The 24,708-nt window shown below is 56.1% G+C and carries 20 protein-coding genes and 3 pseudogenes; 12 read left to right on the forward strand and 11 right to left on the reverse strand.

What is annotated here, in order from left to right; genetic code table 11:
• Window positions 1-92 precede the first annotated feature (92 nt).
• The 4 genes and pseudogenes from AB5Z05_RS11465 to AB5Z05_RS11480 all read left to right on the forward strand — a co-directional run bounded on the left by AB5Z05_RS11465 (window position 93) and on the right by AB5Z05_RS11480 (window position 4,417).
• A complete protein-coding gene (locus AB5Z05_RS11465) occupies window positions 93-1,592 on the forward strand; it encodes a sodium:alanine symporter family protein (protein WP_005360093.1) in 1,500 nt (499 codons plus the stop codon).
• Window positions 1,593-1,881: 289 nt separating this feature from the next.
• Window positions 1,882-3,129, forward strand: a pseudogene (locus tag AB5Z05_RS11470) (replication endonuclease); the annotation flags it as partial.
• A gap of 202 nt (window positions 3,130-3,331) precedes the next feature.
• Window positions 3,332-3,724 carry a DUF4160 domain-containing protein gene (locus tag AB5Z05_RS11475; RefSeq protein ID WP_108611827.1) on the forward strand — a complete coding sequence of 131 codons (393 nt, stop codon included), beginning with the start codon at window positions 3,332-3,334 and terminating at the stop codon, window positions 3,722-3,724.
• A 93-nt stretch (window positions 3,725-3,817) separates the two neighbouring features.
• Window positions 3,818-4,417: a DUF6680 family protein gene (locus AB5Z05_RS11480; RefSeq protein ID WP_368151587.1), complete on the forward strand. Its 600-nt coding sequence runs from the start codon at window positions 3,818-3,820 to the stop codon at window positions 4,415-4,417.
• A gap of 10 nt (window positions 4,418-4,427) precedes the next feature.
• On the opposite strand, the pseudogene AB5Z05_RS11485 reads toward AB5Z05_RS11480, so the two are convergent.
• Together AB5Z05_RS11485 and AB5Z05_RS11490 are read right to left on the reverse strand one after the other, a co-directional pair.
• A pseudogene (locus AB5Z05_RS11485) lies at window positions 4,428-4,597 on the reverse strand (transcriptional regulator); the annotation flags it as partial.
• A gap of 55 nt (window positions 4,598-4,652) precedes the next feature.
• Window positions 4,653-4,823 carry a DUF4113 domain-containing protein gene (locus AB5Z05_RS11490; protein WP_368151589.1) on the reverse strand — a complete coding sequence of 57 codons (171 nt, stop codon included), beginning with the start codon at window positions 4,821-4,823 and terminating at the stop codon, window positions 4,653-4,655.
• Window positions 4,824-5,205: 382 nt separating this feature from the next.
• Here AB5Z05_RS11490 and AB5Z05_RS11495 point away from each other — a divergent pair, with 382 nt between their 5' ends.
• A complete protein-coding gene (locus AB5Z05_RS11495; RefSeq protein ID WP_368151591.1) occupies window positions 5,206-6,273 on the forward strand; it encodes a ParA family protein in 1,068 nt (355 codons plus the stop codon).
• A gap of 55 nt (window positions 6,274-6,328) precedes the next feature.
• Here AB5Z05_RS11495 and AB5Z05_RS11500 read toward each other — a convergent pair whose 3' ends face one another.
• The 3 genes and pseudogenes from AB5Z05_RS11500 to AB5Z05_RS11510 all read right to left on the reverse strand — a co-directional run bounded on the left by AB5Z05_RS11500 (window position 6,329) and on the right by AB5Z05_RS11510 (window position 7,989).
• Window positions 6,329-6,580, reverse strand: a complete 252-nt coding sequence (locus tag AB5Z05_RS11500; protein WP_042052851.1) for an ogr/Delta-like zinc finger family protein — start codon at window positions 6,578-6,580, stop codon at window positions 6,329-6,331.
• 57 nt (window positions 6,581-6,637) lie between these two features.
• Window positions 6,638-7,164 (reverse strand): annotated as a pseudogene (locus AB5Z05_RS11505) (phage portal protein); the annotation flags it as partial.
• An 18-nt stretch (window positions 7,165-7,182) separates the two neighbouring features.
• Complete coding sequence (locus AB5Z05_RS11510; protein WP_058057481.1) at window positions 7,183-7,989, reverse strand: crotonase/enoyl-CoA hydratase family protein; 807 nt, start codon at window positions 7,987-7,989, stop codon at window positions 7,183-7,185.
• Between the two features lie 168 nt (window positions 7,990-8,157).
• Here AB5Z05_RS11510 and AB5Z05_RS11515 point away from each other — a divergent pair, with 168 nt between their 5' ends.
• From AB5Z05_RS11515 to AB5Z05_RS11535, 5 genes are all read left to right on the forward strand, one after another.
• Window positions 8,158-9,945, forward strand: a complete 1,788-nt coding sequence (locus tag AB5Z05_RS11515) for a putative nucleotidyltransferase substrate binding domain-containing protein (protein WP_368151594.1) — start codon at window positions 8,158-8,160, stop codon at window positions 9,943-9,945.
• Between the two features lie 2 nt (window positions 9,946-9,947).
• Entirely contained in the window at window positions 9,948-10,574 is a 627-nt protein-coding gene (locus AB5Z05_RS11520) for a 3'-5' exonuclease (RefSeq protein WP_368151596.1), read from the forward strand.
• Between the two features lie 105 nt (window positions 10,575-10,679).
• Window positions 10,680-10,991, forward strand: a complete 312-nt coding sequence (locus AB5Z05_RS11525; RefSeq protein ID WP_005336970.1) for a DUF485 domain-containing protein — start codon at window positions 10,680-10,682, stop codon at window positions 10,989-10,991.
• An 11-nt stretch (window positions 10,992-11,002) separates the two neighbouring features.
• Complete coding sequence (locus AB5Z05_RS11530) at window positions 11,003-12,655, forward strand: cation acetate symporter (protein ID WP_368151600.1); 1,653 nt, start codon at window positions 11,003-11,005, stop codon at window positions 12,653-12,655.
• 165 nt (window positions 12,656-12,820) lie between these two features.
• Window positions 12,821-14,413, forward strand: coding sequence for an ABC-F family ATPase (locus AB5Z05_RS11535; RefSeq protein ID WP_005336974.1), 1,593 nt, complete (start codon window positions 12,821-12,823; stop codon window positions 14,411-14,413).
• A gap of 264 nt (window positions 14,414-14,677) precedes the next feature.
• Here the strand turns inward: AB5Z05_RS11535 and ppiD are convergent, their stop codons facing one another.
• The 6 genes from ppiD to tig all read right to left on the reverse strand — a co-directional run bounded on the left by ppiD (window position 14,678) and on the right by tig (window position 23,116).
• The gene (gene ppiD, locus AB5Z05_RS11540; protein WP_368151597.1) at window positions 14,678-16,591 is read right to left on the reverse strand and encodes a peptidylprolyl isomerase; all 1,914 of its coding nucleotides are present in this window, start codon (window positions 16,589-16,591) and stop codon (window positions 14,678-14,680) included.
• Window positions 16,592-16,741: 150 nt separating this feature from the next.
• A complete protein-coding gene (gene hupB / locus AB5Z05_RS11545) occupies window positions 16,742-17,014 on the reverse strand; it encodes a nucleoid-associated protein HU-beta (protein ID WP_005315375.1) in 273 nt (90 codons plus the stop codon).
• Window positions 17,015-17,254: 240 nt separating this feature from the next.
• Complete coding sequence (gene lon, locus AB5Z05_RS11550; RefSeq protein ID WP_005336976.1) at window positions 17,255-19,609, reverse strand: endopeptidase La; 2,355 nt, start codon at window positions 19,607-19,609, stop codon at window positions 17,255-17,257.
• 141 nt (window positions 19,610-19,750) lie between these two features.
• Window positions 19,751-21,025, reverse strand: a complete 1,275-nt coding sequence (gene clpX / locus AB5Z05_RS11555; RefSeq protein WP_005336977.1) for an ATP-dependent protease ATP-binding subunit ClpX — start codon at window positions 21,023-21,025, stop codon at window positions 19,751-19,753.
• Between the two features lie 70 nt (window positions 21,026-21,095).
• The gene (clpP, locus tag AB5Z05_RS11560) at window positions 21,096-21,719 is read right to left on the reverse strand and encodes an ATP-dependent Clp endopeptidase proteolytic subunit ClpP (protein ID WP_005336979.1); all 624 of its coding nucleotides are present in this window, start codon (window positions 21,717-21,719) and stop codon (window positions 21,096-21,098) included.
• Window positions 21,720-21,805: 86 nt separating this feature from the next.
• Window positions 21,806-23,116: a trigger factor gene (gene tig, locus AB5Z05_RS11565; protein ID WP_005345092.1), complete on the reverse strand. Its 1,311-nt coding sequence runs from the start codon at window positions 23,114-23,116 to the stop codon at window positions 21,806-21,808.
• Between the two features lie 441 nt (window positions 23,117-23,557).
• Between tig and AB5Z05_RS11570 the strand changes: the two genes are divergently transcribed.
• Both AB5Z05_RS11570 and yfbR read left to right on the forward strand, forming a co-directional pair.
• A complete protein-coding gene (locus tag AB5Z05_RS11570) occupies window positions 23,558-23,992 on the forward strand; it encodes a YccF domain-containing protein (RefSeq protein WP_106843766.1) in 435 nt (144 codons plus the stop codon).
• Between the two features lie 92 nt (window positions 23,993-24,084).
• Window positions 24,085-24,675, forward strand: coding sequence for a 5'-deoxynucleotidase (yfbR, locus tag AB5Z05_RS11575; RefSeq protein ID WP_021230589.1), 591 nt, complete (start codon window positions 24,085-24,087; stop codon window positions 24,673-24,675).
• Window positions 24,676-24,708 lie beyond the last annotated feature (33 nt).

Below are 24,708 nucleotides of genomic sequence, written 5' to 3' on the forward strand. Positions count from 1 at the left end.
TTGTTAACAAACAGGGCCAAAAACAGTGACAGAGAGCGAGGCCAAGATCTCGCCAAGACAGCGCCACAAACACAACAAAGGAGTTGTTGTACATGAATGAAATCGTCAATGCCATCAATGGTGTAATCTGGAGCCCTGCGCTCATCTACCTGTGTCTGGGGGTCGGTCTTTACTTCTCCCTGCGCACCCGTTTTTTGCAACTGCGTCATATCAAAGAGATGGTGCGCCTGATGTTTGATGGCAAGAGCACCGATGCCGGTGTCTCCTCCTTCCAGGCGCTGGCCATGACCCTGGCCGGTCGCGTGGGTACCGGTAACATCGCCGGTGTGGCCACCGCCATCACCTTCGGTGGCCCGGGCGCCCTGTTCTGGATGTGGATGGTCGCCTTCCTCGGCGCCAGCTCCGCCTTCGTGGAGTCCACCCTGGGTCAGGTTTACAAAGAGAAGATCAACGGTGAATACCGCGGCGGCCCGGCCTTCTATATCGAGAAAGGGCTTGGCATGAAGTGGTACGCCTGGACCTTCGCCATCGCTACCGTCTTCGCCTGCGGCGTGCTGCTGCCGGGCGTGCAGGCCAACTCCATCGGCTCCAGCCTGCAGACCGCCTTTAATATCGATCCGAACGTCACCGCCGCCGGTCTGGCGCTGCTGCTCGGCTTTATTATCTTCGGCGGCGTCAAGCGTATCGCCAGCTTTGCCAGTACCGTGGTGCCCTTTATGGCGCTGGGCTACATCATCGTGGCTTGTGTCATCATCGCCCTCAATATCGGCCAGCTGCCGGGCGTGATCCTGCTGATCTGGAAGAGCGCCTTCGGTCTGGATGCCGGTTTCGGTGCCATTCTGGGTCTAGCCATCATGTGGGGCGTGAAGCGCGGGGTCTACTCCAACGAAGCGGGTCAGGGTACCGGGCCGCACGCCTCCTCTGCGGCGGCAGTGAGTCACCCGGCCAAGCAGGGTCTGGTGCAGGCGTTCTCCGTCTATATCGACACCCTGTTCGTCTGCTCCGCCACCGGCTTTATGCTGCTGATCACCGGTCTCTATAACGTACAAGGGCCAGACGGCGCTGCTATCTACACGGGTATTGCCGGTATCGCAGCAGGCCCAGGCTATGTGCAGACCGCTATGGAGAGCATGATGCCGGGCTTTGGCAGCATTTTCGTGGCCATCGCGCTGTTCTTCTTCGCGTTCACCACCATCGTTGCCTACTACTACATCGCCGAAACCAACATCGCCTACATCAACCGCAAGATTAATCGCCCTTGGCTCACCTTCTTGCTGAAGATTGCGCTGATGGCTGCCACTGTCTACGGCACCGTCAAGACGGCAGATCTGGCGTGGGGCATGGGTGATATCGGGGTTGGTCTGATGGCATGGCTCAACATCATCGCCATCCTGCTGCTGCAAAAGACCGCCTTCACCTGTCTGAAGGATTATGAAGCGCAGCAGGCACAAGGTATTGACCCCGTATTCCACCCGGAGAAGCTCGGCATCAAGAATGCCGATTACTGGGTGGGCAAGCGCTCCGAAGAGAACCTGGAGCGGGAGAAATCGGGCCATCAGTTCGAGCCGGATCAGGATCGCAAGACCTCCTGAACCAGAACAACATAAGAGATCAATAAAAATGGCAGCCTCGGCTGCCATTTTTTATTTATTTAATTTCAATAATTTACTTTCAAATCAAGAAGTTAAGTGCCACGCAAGGGGACACTTTGGGACGTGAAAAGACACCAAAATTGGCAAGATGTGGGCACTTTTTTCTGCCCATTCCTGGGGGAAATCACGCTGGTTTAAGATGGTTTTCCAGCGGGTTAAAGCGGACCGCATCATTCAGATAATCCGGTGCAAAGTGGGCGTATGTCATCGTCTGATGAAATATCAAGTGGCAGCCCTCAAACGGTGGAACGCTCCAGTTTATGGATTTCGCGTGTGCGAGGCTCACCACGACGGCACCCCGCACTGGCATCTGCTGCTATTTATGCGCCCGGAAGATCGCAACCGGGTGATCGGCATCCTGCAACGCTATGCCCTGACCGATGACCACGAGGAGCTGGTACGGGATATCAAGGGCGCCCCACCCTTTACCGACTTTACTCCCCGCTTTGACTGGAAAGAGATAGACCCGGCCAAGGGGGATGCCGCCGGCTATCTCGCCAAATACATTGCCAAGAACATCGACGGCGCCTATCTGGACGATGACGAAGAGGCGGGTACCGCCGCCGATGAAGGCGCCCTGCATGCCGTGGCTTGGGCCAGTTGGTGGGGTATTCGCACCTTCCAGCAGATCGGCGGCGCCCCGGTCGGGGTATGGCGCGAGCTGCGCCGCATCAGCAACGCCAAGAAGCATGCCGGTCTGGTGGGCCCACCCAAGCCCGTGCTGCAAGACCCACGATTTGAGGCTGCTCGCTTTGCCGCTAATAACGGCATCTTTCGCTGCTATCTGCACGCCATGGGCGGTGCACTGGCGACCCGCGCCGAACACCCCATCAAGCTGGCCCACCTCATCAAGGAGCAGGCCAACAGCTATGGCGAAGACATCAAGCGCCTGATGGGCATGACCTCCGCTCGCCTGGGCATCAAGACCCGCCTGCAAGGGTGGGAAATTGTGCCCGCCGGCACCCATGAAGCCAGGAAAGCCGCCGAGGCTGCAGCGAAGGGGGTTGGGGTTAAGACGGGCGACAGCCCGGCACCTTGGAGCTCTGACAATAACTGTACGCTACCGGATCCTGATGCCTTCACAGACCAGACCATGAGGGAACAATGGGGGTTATCCCCCTTCTCCATCGACCGATTGCGGGCTGGCGCCAGCGTCACGACAGATGGTTTCACCCTTTGGCTGGAGAACGGACAGTTGCAGTCAAGTCAATCGCTCCCGAGCGAGCCAGATTGGATAGCAGATTGCCAACCACCAACCGAACTGGACCAGCCGGATGAGTACGCGGTACCGGAAGACGATCCGGACTGGCCGATGCTGGTTGAGCTGTGCGGCAAGGTCTATGAGGCACAAGGCCACACCGGGGCACACCGCTGGATAGAGATGCTGCAGGCCCCCTATCAGTCAGAGATGTGGAGGGTACTGGAAGGGCTGGATGCGCCGGAGTGGCTGCAGGAACAGGACGACTACAGGGAGGAGTTGGCATTAACAACAAGAAAACCTCCTGCCGCAAAAAGTGGTGGTCAAGCGAATACGTCTAGACAATTGATATATGTTAGTAATATTCTGATTTTAAAGTGAGCTTTTTGTGACGATTACCGATTTGATACTGTGTTGTATAGATGTTTATATAAACGAATTAATACCACCTTCCATCTAATCACTGTTTTTCGGAGAATATATGAGCATTGAAGGCTTTCTGCTTAAGTTGTGTGATGAAGTATATCGTGGAGAAGAAAAGGCTCAGGCAGAACGAAAGCGAGAGCTTTTTGGCAATCGATTCGTTCCAGAGTTTCTACTTATGCGAAAGGATAAAGTTAGAGTAGAAATCAGAAAAGAGAATGTGAGCCACAACGTACCACACATCCATATAACTCACTCCGATAAAATTGATGTTTCAATCAGTCTTAACGATTTTTCAGTACTAGCGGGAAATATTGATAGGAAAACCCAAAAACAGCTTCTTGCCATTCTTATCCCAAAAAAAGATGAACTTAATAAAATATGGATAGAATTGAATGAGAAGGACAACTCGGTTGGTGCGGAAAAGATGATAAGCAATCTGGGCCTATGATAGGCTAACAAATTACCACACTCGGTTAAATTACTCATTGTGCTCACTATTCACCGGTGAGTAAAGTGTTATGAACCATTAAGGAGTATTTACGTGCTCGACGCCATAAACATGGAATCCAAAGATGTAGTCATGACAATTGCAGTAGTTATAGGACCAATTCTTGCCGTACAAGCTCAAAAGTTCATAGAGGCTCTTCAAGAGAAGAGAACACGCAGAATGTCTCTCTTCCAAACCCTGATGTCTACCAGAGCAGAACGCCTCAACCGTGACCATGTGAAAGCTCTAAATATGATTGACATAGAGTTTTATGGTCGAATGTTGCCTTTCATTCGAACTCGTTACCAAACATCCCATGAGCAGGCAGTAACTCACAGTTGGAAAAGCTACAATAGCCATCTAAATCAAAAAAATGAATATGAGTCGCTTGACCTTTGGGCAAAGAAATCAGACGAGCTATTTACAAATATGCTTTACACAATTGCACAGTGTTTGAACTATGACTATGACAAAGTCCAGCTTCAAAGAGACTGTTATCGTCCAATTGCTCATGGGAATCTTGAAAATACACAGCTAGCCATCCTTGACGGTCTCGACCAAGTTGTAAACAAAGGCCGCCCTTTACCAATGTACGTTGTAAATCTTCATGCCTCCGAGGCACAGCAAGCACCAGAAAACCCACCATCGAGCTGAAATGAGGGCGCTATTGCGCCCCAAGTCCTTTCAATACCAACTGCCGCCCCTCTGGCGTGAGCGACCCAATCAGGCTCAATATCAGCTGGTTGGTGGTCTTGGCTGAGAGGGGCTTAAGGTATGGGTGAACGACAGGGTGGCTACCCAGCTGTGACCACACTCTGTATCGGAGCTTTGGCAAAGATGGGGCTTGAAGAACTCACTTCACCACCGGCAGCTCGCCGAGCGCGGTGGTCTAACGGGGGATTAACTGTTCCTGCTTCATCATCCACTCCCGGGGGGCGCGGCCGCGGGCCGCGAAGTAGACCTTCCCCAGCCGCCCCTGGTTGATCTTGTCAATGACCTGCATCAGCGCCTCGCTGCGCGGATATTGCTGCTGTGCGGCGAACAGGTCGCCCTGCTGCATGTTGGCGGGGGGAAATCAGCAAGCATGCCCCCCCTTTTCTGGTAACGCACCTCTACGCGCCAGATGCGGAGGAGCAGTTCAGGGATCAGGGCCAACAAGGCCCGAGTGTCATGGGTGGGCATAGCCAGCTTGGTCAGCTTGGTGCTCACTTGGTTGCCGTCGGCCGCTAAGCCAGCTGGAGCGGATGAACAGAGTCACAGATTCGTGTTTCTAACACACGATAAAGCGTGACTCATACTCATATGAGTTAGTATTATACGCGCGTGGCCATGTTTGTTATTTATACCACTAATGACATTGCATACTTTAAATGAGTAAATTAAGTTTAAACAACTATCAAACTGTTATTTTACTTCATAGTGTCTTTTAAGAAAGGGATAAAATGATCACGTTGACTTTATTTAATAACAAAGGTGGGGTTGGAAAAACAACTTCAACTTGGAATGTTGCAACATCCTTGGCTGAAAAGGGGAAAAAAGTACTTCTTATTGATTTTGACCCACAGTGTAATTTATCAATCGCTGTCCTCAGTGAGCCAGTATTCACGAACATTTTAACAAAATCTTCTCAAGCCCCATTAGGCTCTACAATACGTGCATATGTTCAGCCTTTCATCCAGCAGAATATGCTGCCTATTGTCAACTGTTTCCTTCCAAAAATCCAACCAACGAATGGCATTATTCATATAGTGCCAGGTGATTTCTGGTTAAATACAATGTCTGACTTTCTAAACGTTGGTAATGATGTTGTTTCAGGTGCTGGCTTATATCGCTTCCTACTTCCATCACTAATTACAAATGCTGCAATACAAAGATATCAAACGAATTATGACTATGTAATAATTGATGTTCCACCATCATTTAATACACTTGTAAGGTCTGCGCTGTATTGCTCTGATTATTTTTTAGTGCCGTGCACAGCTGATGTTTTTTCTGCTTACTGTATTGGTCTCATTGGGGAAATGCTGCCAAGGTTCGTTCAGGACTGGGAAAGTGGAAAATATAGACACCTACAAGGAAATCCACAGGACACATTTATTTCAACAAAAGGAAAACCAAAATTTGCAGGCTGGTTATTTAATGGTTTTGATACTAGAAAAAAACCAGGAACATCAACACCTACTGCCGTAGGCGCGGATCTAGCTCACTTAAGAATGATTGAAGATGCTGTGGACACGAGTCTCACCCCACTTTTGAGAAGCCAGATCCCTGGATATCAAGCAGTACCTAGTTTTGTATCAAGAACTGCTTGCGCTCAAATTGAAGACTTGAACGTTATGGCGCCTGATAGTATTTATCAAAGCGTGCCTCTGAAAAATTTAAGTAATTTTCACCCCACAAGAGCTCTTCAAGTTAGTGGAAGATGGGCTCCTAATCAGTTGGCGCTTATGTCAAAAATGGACCAAGAATTTGACCGTTTAGCCGATTATATAATTAATAATTGTGTCTAGCTTTCCTGAAGACACTGCATAAAAACTTTAACATCTAAGTTTAATAATAAGGGAGCTATAGTGCCCCCAGTCCTTTCAATACCAGCTGCTGCCCTTCTGGCGTCAGCGACCCCATTAAGCTCAGCACCAGCTGGTTGGTGGTTTTGGCCGAGGGGCTTAGGGTGTGGGCGAACGACAAAGTGGCCACCCAGCTGTGGCCACACTCTGCATCGGTGCACTGGCAGTAGAGATCCGAGACATCATCACTCAGTCGGTTGGTCTTGGTAATGCGGCCCCGCTGGCCACACACTTTGCAATAAACCCGCATTACGCCCCTTTTCTATCCAAATCAACAGCCTATCTTGCCACAGCAAACACTGTTTGTTTATACAGTTGAACCGATATTCTCCCGAAAATCGGCCCGCAGGGAGACGGGAGTCCCGCGCTGTTGATGGCATCCTGGATAAGCTCGCACAGCGGCAGCAGCTCGTTGCGGGCATAGGTCGCATCGTACTTCTCGGGATCCCCGAGCCCTCCCCCACCATTGGTCGGAATGATACCAGCCAGCGCCGCCGGGAAGCGGTGGCTGGTCAGTACATCCTGGGCGGTGATCCCCTTGATGGCCGCGAACTCGTCCTTGGTGGCGATATCCCCCACCGGGATCAACTTGATGCCATCGGGTTTGCCGTCCGGGATGTTGACGAACATGGAGCGGAAGTTCCCGACACCCTTGCTGCTCGCAATCATCTCCTTCATCTCTTCCTCGGTGTCGTCGTCCATGTGCGGGTCGGTGGCGTAGAAGATGAACCCCATATGGGCGCCGTTGAGGAAGTATTTGCGCCGAAACAGGGTGGCATCCTGATTGAGCAGGGCCGACTGCAGGCCACCCAAGTAGTCGGGCATACCGTAGATCGCTCGTGCAGCTCGCAGTCAGAGCGGATTGCGGCGCGGCCCGAAGGGCAGCCGCCAGCGAAACAGGCTGTTAAGGGTGGCCCGCCACTGGTTGGGTCGCCCCAGGATCTGCTTTTGCAGCCGGGTCTCTTCCTTCAGCATCGCCTCATCGCTGCGGGCCCAGGCCTGGCTGTAAAGCTGCTTGATCCCCGCCAGTGCATCCGGCGACTTGGTGATAAGGGTGCGGGCAAACTCCCGCGCCTCCACCAGCGGATCGGCGCAGACCCGGCTCACCATCCCGAGAGATTTGGCCTCGACGGCATCCAGTTCGCGCCCGCTCATGGCCAGCTCCATGGCGGTATCCACTCCCATCAGGTTGCGCATGGTGACGCTGCCACTCATGTCGGGGATGATCCCCCACTTGATCTCCATCACCGAGAAGCGGCAATCGGGGGTGCTGAAGCGAAAATCGGCACCGAGGGCGATCTGCAAACCACCGCCAAAACAGACTCCCTGGGTCACCGCAATCACCGGCACCGGCAGCTGATGCCAGCCATAGGCGACCCGCTGGGCCAGATTGGTCGCTTCGTCTGCTTCACGCTTGAGAATATCGAGCGCCGCTACCGGCTGTCTCAGCATGGATTTCACATCCAGCCCGGCGCAGAAGGCCCGCCCCTCTCCGTGCAGGATCACCGCCCGCAGCCCCTTGTGCTGAGCGAGCTGCGTCAATGTCTCATCGATGGCGCTGAACATGGCGCGGTCCAGCGCATTGAGTTTATCCCCCCGCGTCAGCATCACTTCGGCAATCCCGTCGTGGATCTCGCACTTGATCCTTGGTTTTTCCATCTCCCTTGTCCTCTCCTTGATCCCTGAAACTGACTCACTGGTCATACCACCACGTTATCAGAGTGTGAACAGGTGGTACAGCTGAGACTAAAGTCGGCTGGTCGCCTCCCCCTCCCTTTGTCACACTGGGAGCTGCATGAGTGCCGCAAGCCAGCAGAGGACGCTGTCATGTCAACCCTGTTCAATTTTGCCAGACCACCGTTCGACCGACTGGATGAGGAGGCGCGCGAGCGGCTCTCCCGCCACCTATCGCTCTGCTATTTTCGGGCCGGGGATCTGCTGCTCCAGGAGGGGGACGAGCCTCCCGGCCTCTATCTCATCATCAAGGGGGCGGTGGAAGAGTCGGCCCCTCACCACCAGTTTGGTGATTACGGGGTTGATGACCTGTTCGATGTGCGCGCCCAGTTTGATGGCCGCTGCCGCCACCGCTTCACCGCGCTGGAAGATAGCCTCTGCCAACTCATTCCTCGCCACACCTTTCTGGCGCTCTGTGAGCAGGATCCGCAGTTTGCCAGCTACTTCACCGCCAATCTGGCCGAGCGTCAGCGCCAGCAGGAGCAGCGCGAACAACTGGGTCAGAAGAATCTGGCGGAATTTATCCTGACCCGCATCGAACCCGGCCACCTGCAAGCACCGCTTATCGTCGACAGCAAGCTGTCACTGCTGGCGGCGACCGAAGCCATGGTGAGCAAAGGAATCGATTGCCTGCTCTACCCGGCCCACGACGGCTCCCTCACGCTGGCCACCCGCAAGACCCTGCTCCACGCCCTGACCCTCAAGGGATTGCCGCTGACGGCCCCCCTCTCTGTGCTGACCCCTACTCCTCTGATTGGTCTGCCGCTGGAGAGCTATCTGTTTGATGCCCTGCTGCTGATGACCCGCCATCGCATCAAGCGACTGGTGGTGTGGCGCGGCAATGAGGTGGCGGGGATCCTGCAACTGACCCAGGTGCTCGGGCTCTTCTCGACCCACTCCCACGTGCTGACGTTGCGTATCGCCCGCGCCGACAGCCTGCCGGCGCTGGAGGCGGTGGCCCGCGAACAGCAACAATTGACCCGCTCGCTGTTTGCTCAGGGGATCCACACCGCCTTTTTGATGAAGCTCATCGCCACCATCAACGAGCAGCTGATCGCCAAAGCCTTTGCGCTGGTGATCCCCCCCGAGGTGCAGGATAGAGTCTGCCTGTTGATGCTGGGCTCGGAGGGGCGCGGCGAGCAGATCCTCAAAACCGATCAGGACAACGCCCTGATCCTGCCAGAAGGGCTGGCATGGCCCACCCAGGCAGCCGATCTGGCCGAATTCAGCGCCCTGCTGGAGCGACTCGGCTACCCCCTCTGCCCCGGGCAGGTGATGGTGAGCAATCCGGCCTGGGTAAAAACAGGCGATGAGTGGCAAAGCGCCATTGCCAGCGCCTGCACCACGGCAAAAGAGGATGAGCTGCTCTGGCTCGCCACCCTGGCCGACGCTCACCCCATCGCGGGGGATCGACAGCTCCATCTGCCGGTTGCCAGAGCGCTGCGCGAGCAGTTGGCGGACAGACGGGATCTGCTGGCTGAGATGGTGCGACCAGCGGTGGCCTTTCACGCGCCGCTCACCCTGTTTGGCAGGCTGGAGCAGCCACCGGAAGGGCTGGATCTGAAGCGAGGCGGCCTGTTTCCGCTGGTGCACGGCATCCGGATGCTGGCCCTTGAGGCAGGCATTCTGGAGACCTCAACCCTGGGGCGTATCGATGCGCTGGTGGCCGCCGATCGGCTCAGTGCCGACTATGGCAGCAATCTGGCGGAGGCGTTCCGGCTCTTTATCCGGCTGAGGCTGCGCAGCCAGCTCAAGGGGGGCAATAGTCGGGTGCAGACAAGCGAGCTCAGCCACAGCGAGCGGGATCTGCTGCGTCAGGCGCTGCATCAGGTGAAGAAGTTCCAGCAGTGGCTCACCTTGCACTTTCGTCTGAGACAATAGCCATGTTGAGCCGCGTTCGACGCTACTGGTATGGCCGTGCGTTCCGAACGAGCGAGTTCGCGCCGCTCTTTGCCACCCCACCGGAAGATGAACGGATCGCCCTCGATTTCGAGACCACCAGTCTCGATCCCGAGCAGGCCGAGATCGTCTCCATCGGGGCGGTGCGCATTCAGGGCAACCGGCTGCTGACCGGCGAGGCCCTCGCCATCAAGGTACAGCCACCGGCCAGCCTGACCAGCCAATCTGTGGTGATCCACGGTCTGCGCCATCAGGATCTGCAACAGGGAATGGAGCTGGAAGCCGCGCTGCGCTTGCTGCTTCACTTTATCGGCCCGCGCGAACTGGTGGGCTATCACATCGCCTACGACCTGCGCATTCTCAATCTCGCCTGCCAGAAATTGTGGGGATTGACCCTGCCCCAGCGAGGGATCGAGGTGAGCCAGCTCTATCACGACCACCTCTATCGCCGCTATCCCGATGCGGCCATTGACCTCCACTTAAGTGCCATCTGCAGCCACCTTGAACTGCCATCCCTGCCCGCCCACGATGCCCTTGCCGATGCCACCACGGCCGCGCTCATCTACCTGCGCCTGACCTGTGGCTCGCCGCTCACTTATCCCAAAGTCTAATTGTCGAGAAATAACATTTAACTCACATTTTGCTTACATGAGCAGATTGCCTGCTCGTCGGGGTTACCCCATCCACCGCTGACACTCATGTCATGGAGAACTGCAATGGAACAGCAAAGCTATCTGAGGATCCAGCAAGATCCCAACTTCCAGGAGCTGGTCGCCAAGCGCCAGCGTTTTGCCTGGGCCCTCTCGGCTCTGATGCTGGGACTCTACCTGGCGTTTATTCTGCTCATCGCCTTTGCCCCCGGTTGGCTCGGCACCCCGCTCAGCGACAGCACCACCGTCACCCGTGGCATTCCGGTCGGGGTGGGACTGATCCTCTCCTCCTTCGTGTTGACCGGCATCTATGTGTTTCGGGCCAACGGCGAGTTTGACGAGCTGAATCAGAAAATCCTCAAGGGAGTGCAGTCATGAGCGCAAAAAGCATGAAAGGCAAGTGGCTGCTGTTGGCCTCACTGGCCTCCTCCCCCCTGCTGGCAGCGGATGCGCTGACCGGCGAGGTACAACGCCAACCCCTCAATGTGTCGGCCATCGTGATGTTCGTGGTCTTTGTGGCCGCCACCTTGTTCATCACCTACTGGGCCTCCAAGCGCAACCGCTCGGCTTCCGACTACTATGCGGCCGGTGGCCGTATCACCGGCTTCCAGAACGGTCTGGCCATCGCCGGTGACTATATGTCCGCCGCCTCCTTCCTCGGGATCTCCGCGCTGGTCTACACCTCCGGTTATGACGGCCTCATCTACTCCATCGGCTTTCTGGTGGGCTGGCCCATCATTCTGTTTCTGATCGCCGAGCGGCTGCGCAACCTCGGCAAATACACCTTCGCCGATGTCGCCTCCTATCGTCTCAAGCAGACTGAAGTCCGCACCCTCTCCGCCTGTGGTTCGCTGGTGGTGGTCGCCCTCTACCTGATCGCCCAGATGGTCGGTGCCGGCAAGCTGATCGAGCTGCTGTTTGGCCTGCAATACCATGTGGCCGTGGTGCTGGTCGGTATCCTGATGGTGCTCTACGTGCTGTTTGGCGGCATGCTGGCCACCACTTGGGTGCAGATCATCAAGGCAGTGATGCTGCTCTCCGGTGCCAGCTTCATGGCCATCATGGTCATGAAATCGGTCAACTTCGATATCGGTGCCCTGTTTAGCGAAGCGGTCAAGGTGCACGAAAAAGGGATTGCCATCATGAGCCCGGGTGGCCTGGTTGCTGACCCCATCTCCGCCATCTCGCTCGGTCTGGCATTGATGTTCGGTACCGCCGGTCTGCCTCATATCCTGATGCGTTTCTTCACCGTGAGTGACGCCAAAGAGGCGCGTAAATCGGTGTTCTACGCCACCGGCTTTATCGGCTACTTCTACATCCTCACCTTCATCATCGGCTTTGGCGCCATCTTGCTGGTGAGCACCAACCCTGCCTTCAAGGACGCCTCCGGCGCCCTGCTGGGCGGCACCAACATGGCGGCAGTCCATCTGGCCAATGCGGTCGGTGGCAGCCTGTTCCTCGGCTTCATCTCCGCCGTGGCATTTGCCACCATTCTGGCGGTGGTTGCCGGATTGACCCTGGCCGGAGCCTCTGCGGTCTCCCATGACCTCTATGCCAGCGTGTTGAAGAAGGGCAAGGCTAACGAGACCGATGAACTGCGTGTCTCCAAGATGACGACTCTGGTGCTGGGTGTGGTTGCCATTGGTCTGGGGATCCTGTTCGAGAAGCAGAACATCGCCTTCATGGTCGGTCTGGCCTTCTCCATCGCCGCCAGCTGCAACTTCCCGGTACTCTTCCTCTCCATGTTCTGGTCACGCCTGACCACCCGTGGCGCCGTTTACGGTGGCTGGCTGGGACTGGTGAGCGCCGTAACCCTGATGATCCTTGGCCCGACCGTGTGGGTGAAAGTGCTGGGCCATGCCCAGGCCATCTTCCCCTACGAATACCCTGCCCTCTTCTCCATGGGGTTGGCCTTCGTCGGGATCTGGTTCTTCTCCATCACCGACAGCTCCCAGAACGCCGCCGACGAACATGCCAAGTTCCTGCCGCAGTTCGTTCGCTCCCAGACCGGGCTGGGTGCCTCTGGCGCCACCTCCCACTGATGAGTCAATCACACTACCAAGCCGGCCTCATGCCGGCTTTTTTTATTTCCCATCAATCGGCTGCACGCCCCGCTTGCCCCGATCAAGATCACACTTCTCGCTAAAACTTTCGGGGGATCTGTGCCATAATGCGCGCCATTTGACAGACCAATCGGGACACATACCTTGTTAAGTAGCAACAACATCACCATGCAGTTCGGCGCCAAGCCGCTGTTTGAGAACATCAACGTCAAGTTTGGCGGCGGCAACCGCTATGGCCTTATCGGCGCCAACGGCTGTGGCAAGTCCACCTTTATGAAGATCCTCGGCGGTGATCTGGAGCCCACTGGCGGTAATGTGAGCCTGGACGTCAACGAGCGCATCGGTAAGCTGCGTCAGGATCAGTTCGCCTACGAAGATATGCGTGTACTGGACGTGGTCATGATGGGTCACACCGAGTTGTGGGCGGCCATCGCCGAGCGCGATGCCATCTACGCCAACCTCGAAGCGACCGACGACGACTACATGAAGGCCGCCGAGCTGGAAGGTCTGGTCGCCGAGTATGACGGCTATACCGCCGAATCTCGCGCAGGCGAACTGCTGCTTGGTGCCGGTATTCCCATCGAGCAGCACAACGGCCCGATGAGCGAAGTAGCCCCTGGCTGGAAACTGCGTGTGCTGCTGGCACAGGCGCTGTTCTCCAACCCCGACATCCTGTTGCTGGACGAACCGACCAACAACCTGGATATCAACACCATTCGCTGGCTGGAGCAGGTGCTCAACGAACGTGAAAGCACCATGATCATCATCTCTCACGACCGTCACTTCCTTAACTCCGTCTGTACCCACATGGCGGATCTGGACTACGGCGAGCTGCGCGTCTACCCGGGCAACTACGATGACTACATGCTGGCCGCCACTCAGGCGCGCGAGCGTCTGCTGGCCGACAACGCCAAGAAGAAGGCCCAGATCGCCGATCTGCAATCCTTCGTCTCCCGTTTCAGTGCCAACGCCTCCAAGTCCAGCCAGGCGACCTCCCGCCTCAAGCAGATCGACAAGATCAAGATTGAGGAAGTGAAGGTCTCCAGCCGTCAGAACCCCTTCATCCGCTTCGAGCAGGAGAAGAAGCTCTACCGCAACATTCTGGAGATCGAAGGCCTGTCCAAAGGTTATGGCGAGGCGCCCCTGTTCAAGGGCCTCAACATGATGCTGGAAGTGGGTGAGAAGGTCGCCATTCTGGGTACCAACGGTATCGGTAAATCGACCCTGATCAAGACGCTGGTCGGGGATCTGGCACCGGATACCGGTACCATCAAGTGGTCCGAGAACGCCCAGATCGGTTACTACGCCCAGGATCACGCCGAAGATTTCGACACCGACCTCAACGTGTTCGACTGGATGGCCCAGTGGAAACAGGATAACGAAGACGAGCAGGCTGTGCGCTCCGTATTGGGCCGTCTGCTGTTCTCCCAGGACGACATCAAGAAGCCGGTCAAGGTGCTCTCCGGTGGTGAACAGGGCCGCATGCTGTTCGGCAAGCTGATGATGCAGCGCCCCAACATCCTGATCATGGATGAGCCGACCAACCACCTGGACATGGAATCTATCGAATCCTTGAACCTGGCCCTCGAGATGTACAAAGGCACCCTGATCTTCGTCTCCCACGACCGCGAATTCGTCTCCTCTCTGGCGACCCGCATCCTGGAGCTGAGCGAAGATGGTATCCGCGACTTCGGCGGCACCTACGAGGATTACCTGCGCACCCAGGGCGTGGTATAACCCCGCTCCTGCGCAAGTGCGCAATGCAAAACCGGCACTCAGGTGCCGGTTTTTTTATATCCCGTATTTAGACGACTGAGATGGCGTATATATAGCAGTGGTGTGACTACACGCCACAGAGCAGAGAGCAGAAAGCAGAGAGCAGAGAGCAGAGAGCAGAGAGCAGAGAGCAGAGAGCAGAGCTTGAGTATCCCCCCTCTTTTGCCCACAGATAAAAAAACGGCTACATCAAGGAGCCGTTTTCAATGGATTGCGCAGTGCCGATTACTCGACGGTCGCTTCCACACTGGTGAAGTACTCGATCTTGGCTGCTTTGCGCAACTCGTCGATCAGAGACTTGTAATCCACCTGAGCTTTGCCCTGACCCAGCTGAGCTTGCAGCATGGCGGCCATGCCGGATGCGGCGGCAGGGACGTTGACCTTGTCCAGCGCAACCACAACGCGGTCACCATTGGTCTCGGCAACCAGAGCCACGCTCGGCTTGCCGTCGATCGGATGGGGCAGTGTGAACGCCTGGGCAATCAGGTTCTGATCCAGCTCGCGATCGAAGCGGGCAACCCCTTTGTGGGTCTCCACTTTCAGACCGAGTGCAGTCAGATCAGCGGTGATGCTCTCACCGACCTTCAGCTTGTCTAGCAGGCCCTGGGCCTTGCCACGGGCCACTTCGCTGGCCTTGTCATGCTTGATGGCGGCAATCACCTGCTCTTTCACCTCGGCCAGCGGCTTGACCGCTTTGGGCTTGTGACCAGTGATGTGCAGCACCAGCGCCTTGCCGTCAGCCAGCTCGATCACGTCGGAGTTGGTATTGTCATCGCGCAGCTGTTCGGAGAACGCAACAGAGAGCACCTTGGGATCGTTCAGCGGAGCCGGAGCAGTCGCCTGGGTGAAGAAATCGGAAGATTGAACCTTCATCCCCATGGCATCAGCGGTCAGATCCAGCGAATCCGGGTTTTCGAAGCTGTTGTCAGCCATCTTCTGCTGCTCGGCGAAGAACTTCTCCTTGGCCTTGTCAGCTTGCAGACGAGTGATGGTCTCTTCTTTCACATCGGCAAACGGCTTGGTCTGGGCTGCTTCAACCCCCAGCAGCTTGATGATGTGGAAACCGAACGGGCTCTTCACCACGCCGGAGAGATCGCCGGCCTTGTTCAGGGCGAATGCGGCTTTCTCGAAGGCCGGATCCATCACCCCTTTCTCGAACCAGTCCAGCTCGCCGCCTTTTTTGGCAGAGAAGGTATCGGAAGAGTCAGCCTTGGCCAGCGCAGCGAAATCTTCACCCGCCTTGGCTTTGGCCAACACGGCTTCTGCTTTCTGCTCGGCCGCTTTCTCATCCTTGCCAAACGGGATCAGGATATGAGCCACATGGCGACGCTCGGCACGCTGGAACAGATCCTGGTGCTGATCGTAGTAATCCTGGGCATCCTGCTCGGTGACCTTGATATCCTTGGCGAGGTTGGCAGCGTCCAGCAGCAGATAGTCGACCTTGACCTGCTCGTCGTTCATGAAACGGGCGCCATTGGTCTTGTAGTACTGCTCCAGCTCGTTGTCGGAGGCCTGAACGTCAGCCATGTAGTTGGCAGCAGCCAGACGCACCAGACGCAGATCGCGAGTCTGGTTGTAGAGCTTGTCGAGCTGCTCCGCTTCGCCCTTGAGGGAGAATTCGGTGCCCAGCAGGGCGCTCATCAACTGTTGACGCACCATGTCCTGACGCAGGGAGTCACGGAACATTTCAGGAGTCATGCCGGCACGACGGATCAGCTGCAGATAGCGGTCATTGTTGAACTTGCCATTCTCGGCAAACTCCGGCATGGCCACGATGGCTTGCTTGATCTGTTCATCGCTGATGCGCAGACCCAGTTCACGGGCCTTGCTGTCCAGCAGCGCCTGATCGATCAGGCGATCCAGCACACCGCGACGGAACTGTTTCATGTAATCAGGGTTCGCGGCCAGCTGGCTGAATGCCTCTCCCATCTGGGATTCCATGCGGGCGCGCTCGTTACGGTAGGCATTTTCCAGTGCCGCAGCACTGATCTCGGTGCCATTGACGGTGGCGGGGGCGGTACGGGCCGGGCCGTTCAGGTAACTACCTACACCAGCCAAGGCAAAGGAGAGGATGATCAGGCCCAAGATAACCTTGGCTACCTTGCCCTGCGCCCCTTCGCGTAGTTTATCCAACATCATGTTTGTACTTATGCTCCCGAACTCGATGGGCGTAAACAATAAAAAGGCGCACCGATTGCGATGCGCCTTGGTCAATCAGTATGAGAGAAGACTCTCTAACTTGTCTGGTCTGCGACCAAGGACGGTAGCCGACGGATATCAGCGACCGACTTAGTTAACAGCGTCTTTCAGGGCCTTACCGGCTTTGAAGGCAGGAACTTTACCAGCAGCGATTTCGATGGTCGCGCCAGTCTGCGGGTTACGGCCTGAACGGGCAGCACGCTCGCGTACAGCGAAAGTACCGAAACCAACCAGAGCAACCTGGTCACCCTCTTTCAGCGCTTCACCCACAGCATCAATGAAGGCATCCAACGCACGGCCAGCGGCAGCTTTGGAGATATCGGCACCGTCTGCAATCTTGTCAATCAGTTGAGATTTATTCACTCTTATATTCCCCTTTTATCAAACACCGCTGCGGCGCTGATTTCCCTGGCCACAACAAGTGGAGGTTTTATAGCAAGCCTCCTGATCAGTTGCAAGTGACAATCTGGCGCAAACCCGCGCCACACAACGCATTGCGACTCATCACGAGTACCCGATCGGTGGTCAAGGCTACTTCCGTTATCGGGCGCATGCAAGCCTTAACCACCCGCCGAATGCGCCAAATTTGCGGCGCATCAACATTTACACGACAGAAACGCGCTCAAACCCCTGTGGATTGTCCTGCAACGCCAATTCCAGCACCTCGTCAATCCAGCGAACCGGATAAATTTCAAGGTCTTGTTTGACGTTTGCCGGGATCTCCTCAAGGTCACGCTCGTTCTCTTTCGGAATAAGCACTCGCTTGATGCCGCCACGATGGGCTGCCAGCAACTTCTCCTTGAGACCACCGATGGGCAGCACTTCGCCGCGCAAGGTGATCTCCCCTGTCATCGCCACATCAGCACGAACCGGATTACCGGTCAAGCTGGAGACCAGGGCAGTACACATGGCGATACCGGCGCTCGGACCATCTTTCGGGGTTGCCCCTTCCGGTACGTGCACGTGGATATCGCGCTTCTCGTAGAAGTCGGCGTTGATGCGCAGCTTCTCGGCACGGGCTCGTACGACCGTCATGGCCGCCTGGATGGACTCCTGCATCACGTCACCGAGGGAACCGGTATAAGTGAGCTTGCCCTTGCCCGGCATGTTGGTGGTCTCGATGGTGAGCAGATCGCCCCCCACTTCGGTCCACGCCAGACCACACACCTGACCCACTTGATTCTGGTCGGTGGCCTTGCCGTAATCGAAACGCTGCACCCCGAGGAACTCCTTGAGGTTCTCCTGATTGACCTGAACATGCTTGATGCTCTTGTCCAGCAGGATGCGCTTGACCGCCTTGCGACAAATCTTGGAGATCTCGCGCTCCAGACTCCGCACACCCGCCTCGCGGGTGTAGTAACGGATCACTCCGACCAGGGCAGAATCTTCGATGGTGATCTCGGACTCTTTCAGGCCGTTACGCTGGATCTGCTTGGCAACCAGATGCTGCTTGGCAATGTTGAGCTTCTCATCTTCGGTGTAACCGGAGAGACGGATCACTTCCATCCGGTCCAGCAAGGGGCCCGGGATGTTCATGGAGTTGGAGGTAGCCACGAACATGACGTCCGACAGGTCATAATCCACTTCCAGATAGTGATCGTTGAAGCTGTTGTTCTGTTCCGGATCCAGCACTTCCAGCAAGGCGGATGCAGGATCGCCACGCATGTCCGAGCTCATCTTGTCGATCTCGTCGAGCAGGAACAGCGGGTTCTTCACGCCGACTTTCGCCATCTTCTGGATGAGTTTGCCGGGCATGGAACCGATATAGGTACGGCGGTGACCGCGGATCTCCGCTTCGTCACGCACCCCACCCAAGGCCATCCGCACATATTTGCGGCCTGTCGCCTTGGCGATGGATTGGCCCAGCGAGGTCTTGCCCACACCGGGAGGCCCAACCAGACAGAGGATGGGGCCCTTGAGCTTGTTCACCCGTGCCTGTACCGCCAGATATTCGAGGATGCGATCCTTGACCTTCTCGAGGCCATAGTGATCGGCATCCAGCACCTCTTGCGCCTTGCCAAGGTCTTTTTTGACCTTGGAGCGCGCCTTCCAGGGCACCTGTACCATCCAGTCCACATAGCTGCGCACCACGGTAGCCTCGGCGGACATGGGAGACATCATCTTCAGCTTGGCAAGCTCGGCCTGGGCCTTTTCACGGGCATCTTCCGGCATGCCAGCCTCTTCAATCTTGCGATTGAGGGCTTCAAACTCATCCGGGCTATCTTCCAGCTCACCCAGCTCTTTCTGGATGGCCTTCATCTGCTCGTTGAGGTAATACTCGCGCTGGCTCTTTTCCATCTGCTTCTTGACGCGAGTACGGATGCGCTTCTCGACCTGCAGCAGGTCAATTTCCGACTCCATCATCGCCATCAGGAATTCGATGCGCTCGGAAACCGAGACGATCTCCAGCACCTTCTGCTTGTCTTCCAGCTTGAGCGGCATGTGGGCCGCCATGGTGTCAGCCAGACGCGCAGCATCGTCGATCGCCGAGATCGAGGTCAGTACCTCGGGCGGGATCTTCTTGTTGAGCTTGATATAGCCTTCAAACTGGCCGATGGCGGAGCGAACCAGCACTTCCTGATCCTTCTCCTCAATGGCTTGGGAAGGGATGTACTGGGCCTCGCAGACAAAGAAATCCTTGTCGTCGATCATCCGCTCCAGGCGGGCACGCTGCCCCCCCTCTACCAGCACCTTGACGGTGCCGTCCGGCAGCTTGAGCATCTGCAGAATATTGGCCACTGTCCCGACGGTGAAGATCTCCTCCACAGTCGGCTCATCGGTTGACGCATCCTTCTGGGCCACCAGCAGAACTTTCTTGTCCTGCTCCATGGCCGCTTCCAGACAGCGAATGGATTTTTCCCGCCCCACAAAGAGTGGAATGACCATGTGGGGATAAACCACCACGTCACGAAGAGGCAGGACGGGAATCTCGATGCGTTCTGAACGCTCTAGGTTCATATATGTCCTCTCGGCTTGTTATACCGTTGGCAAAGCGCTTGGCTGAGTATATGGGGGCGCAGAGATGAGATTCAATCGCCGAAACCGTAAAAAGCATGAAAGGGGCAAAAAGCCCCTTCCATTCGATTAAAAATCAGACATTTACTCTGATGCAGCTGCCTGGGTTTCGGGATTTTCGTAGATCATCAAGGGCGCGGAGTCCCCTTTGATCACGGTCTCGTCGATCACCACCTTGCTGACCCCTTCCAGAGAAGGCAGGTCATACATGGTATCCAGCAGCACGGCTTCCACGATGGAACGCAGACCACGAGCACCGGTTTTACGCTCCATCGCCTTGCGGGCAATGGCGTTGAGTGCGTCGTCACGGAACTCCAGCTCAACACCTTCCAGATCGAACAACGCCGCGTACTGTTTGGTCAGCGCGTTTTTCGGCTCTTTCAGGATCTGGATAAGGGCAGACTCATCCAGCTCGGTCAGGGTCGCGACCACCGGCAGACGGCCGATGAACTCGGGGATCAGACCATACTTGATCAGATCTTCCGGCTCTACCTTGGCGAAGGTCTCGCTCAGGGTGGCCTTGGCATCCTTGGATTTCACCTCGGCGCCAAAACCGATACCGGTTCCCTTCACGGAACGCTGCTCGATCACCTTGTCCAGACCGGCAAAGGCACCGCCACAGATGAAGAGGATCTTGGAGGTATCAACCTGCAAGAACTCCTGCTGCGGGTGCTTGCGACCACCTTGCGGCGGTACGGAAGCGATGGTCCCTTCGATCAGCTTGAGCAGTGCCTGCTGTACCCCTTCCCCGGAGACATCGCGGGTAATGGAGGGGTTGTCCGACTTGCGGGAGATCTTGTCGATCTCGTCGATATAGACGATGCCACGCTGGGCCTTCTCTACGTCGTAGTCACACTTTTGCAGCAGCTTCTGGATGATGTTCTCCACGTCCTCGCCCACATAACCGGCTTCGGTCAGGGTGGTCGCATCGGCCATGGTGAACGGCACATCCAGCAGACGAGCCAGAGTCTCGGCCAGCAGGGTTTTACCGCTACCGGTCGGGCCAATCAGCAGGATGTTGGATTTGCCGAGCTCCACACCACTGTTTTCGCCGCTGTTGCGCAGACGCTTGTAGTGGTTGTAGACGGCAACGGCCAACACCTTCTTGGCATACTCCTGCCCGATCACATAGTCATCGAGATGAGCGCGGATCTGATGAGGGGTTGGCAGCTCGTTACCATCGCGCTTGGGAGAGATCTCGCGGATCTCTTCGCGGATGATGTCGTTGCACAGCTCGACACACTCATCACATATGTAGACGGAAGGGCCAGCGATCAGCTTGCGCACTTCATGCTGGCTTTTGCCGCAAAAAGAGCAGTAGAGCAGCTTATCACCCTCACCCTTGCGTTTCTCTGTCATTCAGCAACCTCGTTTTATCAATAGAGGATGGATCGGCCTGTTGAGTTTACAACAGACCGGGACACCCTGCTCAGCTACGCTGGCTCAGGACACCGTCTACCAGACCATAGGCCACGGCCTGCTCGGCGGACATGAAGTTGTCACGATCGGTGTCACGCTCGATGGTAGCCATGTCCTGACCGGTGTGGAACGCCAGGCGCTCGTTCAGGGTATTTTTGATCTTCAGGATCTCCTGGGCGTGGATCTGGATATCAGATGCCTGACCCTGGAAGCCACCCAGCGGCTGGTGGATCATCACACGGGCGTTAGGCAGGCAGAAACGCTTACCCTTGGCGCCACCGGCCAGCAGGAAGGCACCCATGGAGCAGGCCTGCCCCATGCACACAGTGCTGACATCCGGCTTGATGAACTGCATGGTGTCATAGATAGACATGCCCGCAGTCACCGAACCACCCGGCGAGTTGATGTAGATATAGATGTCCTTGTCCGGATTCTCGGACTCGAGGAACAGCAGCTGGGCAACCACCAGATTGGCCATGTGATCTTCAACCTGACCAGTCAGGAAGATCACCCGCTCTTTCAGCAGACGGGAGTAAATATCGTAGGAACGTTCACCCTTGGCAGTCTGTTCGACCACGATGGGGACCAGCGCATTGCTGGGAGAATCGGTCATATCGTTATAGTTCTTGTACATAAGGCATTGTCCCTAAAATAAAATGGCCCGAGTGGAGATCACACGAGCCATTATACTTAACAGTCTTGACCTTAAGTCAAATGTTCTTAGGCAGCAGCGCCAGACTTGTTGATCACTTCGTCAAAGGCAACTTCTTTTTCGGTAACTTGCGCTTTGGACAGGATCAGGTCGATGGCTTGATCTTCTACTGCCAGGTTACGAACGCCGTTCAGCATCTGTTCGTTCTTCTGGTAGTACTCGATCACTTCCTTCGGATCTTCGTAGGCAGTCGCCATGGACTCGATGATGCTGTTTACACGGGCATCGTCAGCCTTGATCTCGTTGGTGCGGATCACGTCACCCAGCAGCAGGCCTACGCGTACACGACGCTCGGCTTGAGCTTGGAACAGTTCAGCCGGCAGCTCGGGAGCGTTACCGCCCTGGAAACCACCGAAGCGCTGCAGAGCCTGCTGACGCAGTGCGTCGATCTCTTGAGCAACAGCTGCTTTCGGCAGGTCGATTTGGTTGGCTTCAACCAGACCGTTCAGAACCTGCTCTTTCACGCTGTTTTTCAGGGCTTGAGCCAGTTCGCGCTCCATGTTCTTGCGCACTTCGGCTTTCAGCTCTTCAACAGAACCGCTCTCGATACCGAAACGCTTAACGAACTCTTCGGTCAGCTCAGGCAGGATCTGCTCTTCAACCTTGATCAGCTTGGAAGCGAACTTGGCTTCTTTGCCTTTCAGGTTTTCAGCGTGGTAGTCAGCCGGGAAGGTCACTTCGATGGTGAACTCGTCGCCTGCTTTCTTGCCCAGGATAGCGTCTTCGAAGCCCGGGATCATACGGCCTGCGCCCAGCACCAGGTTGAAGCCTTCAGCTTTGCCGCCGTCGAACTCTTCACCGTCGATGGAACCGACGAAGTCCATGGTCACACGCATGCCATTGGCAGCGGCAACATCGGCATCAGCCCAGGTAGCGTGCTGCTTGCGCAGGGTGTCGATCATGTTGGCCAGATCTTCATCCTTGACGGTCGCAACCGGCTTCTCGACCTTGATGGTCTCGAGACCTGCAACTTCAAACTCCGGATACACTTCGAAAGTGGCGGTGAATTCGAAATCCTGACCTTCTTTGATCTCTTTCGGATCCATGGTCGGGGCACCGGCCGGGCTCAGTTTGTTTTCGATGATGGCTTTGATGAAGTTGCTCTGCATCATTTCATCAGCAACGCGAGCGTGAGCCATGGCGCCGAACATCTTCTTGATGATGGCAACCGGAGCCTTGCCAGGACGGAAACCGTCGATGCGACGAGTTTTGGCCAGGCCATTCAATTCTTTACGCACAGCGGCGTCTACGGTAGCAGCCGGTACAGTGATGGTAAGACGGCGTTCCAGACCCTGGGTTGTCTCTACAGAAACTTGCATTCTTCTACCTCGTTCAACTCAGCACTGTGTGCTGACCCTTTATTGCCCCTGGGCAAAGCCCGGAGTCTTCCTGTTTATAAAGACAACGATATGTCTTTGTGATGAGAAAATATGACGCGGCATTATAGCGGCGCACTTTGGTCGAGTCGAGCCACACATCCCCCACATTGAGCGGCGTGCAAGCACAATTCGTGCAAAACTGCCCTTTATATGGGGAGATAGGAGCCCGACTTCAACTATCCGATGGCAATAATTTTGCGTTTGCTCACCTTTTTTCATCCGAACGCCGCTTTATTGCCCATCTTTCGCCGAAAAACAGCCCACCGTTGCGGGCGGCGACTCAATTTGACCAGCCAAATGGCGATTGGACCAATCAACCATTGCGTCCCTACCCCTCCCTCGTTATGGTGGCAACCAAATTGATGATCTGGAGTCACTCACATGGCCTTTTTCCGCTTCTTGTTCAATCTGCTCTGGTTTGTACTGGGAGGTGTCTTTATGGGCCTGGCCTGGTGGCTGGCCGGTCTTGTCTGCTTTATCTCGCTAGTAGGCATCCCCTGGGGACGTGCCTGCTTCGTGATCGGCACCTTTACCTTCTTCCCGTTTGGCAAGCAGGCGGTCAACCGCAAGACCATAACCGGCCAGAGCGATATCGGCACCGGCACTCTGGGGCTGATTGGCAATATCCTCTGGTTCGTGCTGATCGGTGTCTGGCTCGCCATCGGCCACATCGCTTCCGCGCTGGCCTGCTTCGTGACCATTATCGGTATCCCGTTCGGTATCCAGCACCTCAAGCTGGCACTCATCAGTCTGGCGCCCATCGGCCAGATGATTGTGACCAACCAAGAGGCGGAATCGGGCCGCTATATCCGCTAACTACGGGAAATGCGCGGGCAGACGCTGCCCTGCAACGAAAAAAAGGGCAGACTAGGGTCTGCCCTTTTCTATTCTCTTTTGTTGAGGCCATCATGTTACCCAGCCACTTTTTCGCCAATCTCGCCCGCATGAAACTCATCTACCGCTGGCCCCTGATGCGCAACATCCAGCCGGAAAACATTGCCGAACACAGCCTGCAGGTCGCCATGGTGGCCCATGCCCTCGGCATCATCAAAAACCGGCTGTTTGGCGGCAGCGTGAATGCCGACCGTGCCGCGGTGATGGCCCTCTATCACGACAGCAGTGAGGTGCTGACCGGCGATCTGCCTACCCCGGTCAAATACTTCAACCCCGAGATCGCCCGCGAGTACAAGAAGATCGAGCTGGCCGCCGAACAGCGTCTGCTCGGCATGCTGCCGCCGGAACTGGTGGAGGACTTTCGCCCCCTGCTCGATTCGGCAGCCCAGGATGGCGAGCTGGCCAGGCTGGTCAAGGATGCCGACACCCTCTGCGCCTATACCAAGTGTCTGGAGGAGATCAACGCGGGCAACCGGGAGTTCGAACCGGCTCGCAAGCGCCTTGAAGCCATGCTGGCAGCCCGGATGAGCGAGGAGATGCGCTACTTTATCGACACCTTCGTGGCCAGCTTCTCCCTGCCGCTCGATGAGCTGAACGCCCACTAAGCCACGTCACTCGACCTCAAAACAGAAGGGCCC

This window comes from Aeromonas sp. R2-4, from assembly GCF_040908365.1.
Lineage (GTDB): Bacteria > Pseudomonadota > Gammaproteobacteria > Enterobacterales > Aeromonadaceae > Aeromonas > Aeromonas veronii.

Excerpts from the sequence above, each read along its gene's own strand:
- AB5Z05_RS11465 (WP_005360093.1), top strand. The coding sequence starts at position 93 with ATGAATGAAATCGTCAATGCCATCAATGGTGTAATCTGGAGCCCTGCG.
- AB5Z05_RS11475 (WP_108611827.1), top strand. The coding sequence starts at position 3,332 with ATGAGCATTGAAGGCTTTCTGCTTAAGTTGTGTGATGAAGTATATCGT.
- AB5Z05_RS11490 (WP_368151589.1), bottom strand. The coding sequence starts at position 4,823 with ATGCAGCAGGGCGACCTGTTCGCCGCACAGCAGCAATATCCGCGCAGC.
- AB5Z05_RS11495 (WP_368151591.1), top strand. The coding sequence starts at position 5,206 with ATGATCACGTTGACTTTATTTAATAACAAAGGTGGGGTTGGAAAAACA.
- AB5Z05_RS11500 (WP_042052851.1), bottom strand. The coding sequence starts at position 6,580 with ATGCGGGTTTATTGCAAAGTGTGTGGCCAGCGGGGCCGCATTACCAAG.
- AB5Z05_RS11510 (WP_058057481.1), bottom strand. The coding sequence starts at position 7,989 with ATGGAAAAACCAAGGATCAAGTGCGAGATCCACGACGGGATTGCCGAA.
- AB5Z05_RS11515 (WP_368151594.1), top strand. The coding sequence starts at position 8,158 with ATGTCAACCCTGTTCAATTTTGCCAGACCACCGTTCGACCGACTGGAT.
- AB5Z05_RS11520 (WP_368151596.1), top strand. The coding sequence starts at position 9,948 with ATGTTGAGCCGCGTTCGACGCTACTGGTATGGCCGTGCGTTCCGAACG.
- AB5Z05_RS11525 (WP_005336970.1), top strand. The coding sequence starts at position 10,680 with ATGGAACAGCAAAGCTATCTGAGGATCCAGCAAGATCCCAACTTCCAG.
- AB5Z05_RS11530 (WP_368151600.1), top strand. The coding sequence starts at position 11,003 with ATGAAAGGCAAGTGGCTGCTGTTGGCCTCACTGGCCTCCTCCCCCCTG.
- ppiD (WP_368151597.1), bottom strand. The coding sequence starts at position 16,591 with ATGATGTTGGATAAACTACGCGAAGGGGCGCAGGGCAAGGTAGCCAAG.
- lon (WP_005336976.1), bottom strand. The coding sequence starts at position 19,609 with ATGAACCTAGAGCGTTCAGAACGCATCGAGATTCCCGTCCTGCCTCTT.
- clpX (WP_005336977.1), bottom strand. The coding sequence starts at position 21,025 with ATGACAGAGAAACGCAAGGGTGAGGGTGATAAGCTGCTCTACTGCTCT.
- clpP (WP_005336979.1), bottom strand. The coding sequence starts at position 21,719 with ATGTACAAGAACTATAACGATATGACCGATTCTCCCAGCAATGCGCTG.
- tig (WP_005345092.1), bottom strand. The coding sequence starts at position 23,116 with ATGCAAGTTTCTGTAGAGACAACCCAGGGTCTGGAACGCCGTCTTACC.
- AB5Z05_RS11570 (WP_106843766.1), top strand. The coding sequence starts at position 23,558 with ATGGCCTTTTTCCGCTTCTTGTTCAATCTGCTCTGGTTTGTACTGGGA.
- yfbR (WP_021230589.1), top strand. The coding sequence starts at position 24,085 with ATGTTACCCAGCCACTTTTTCGCCAATCTCGCCCGCATGAAACTCATC.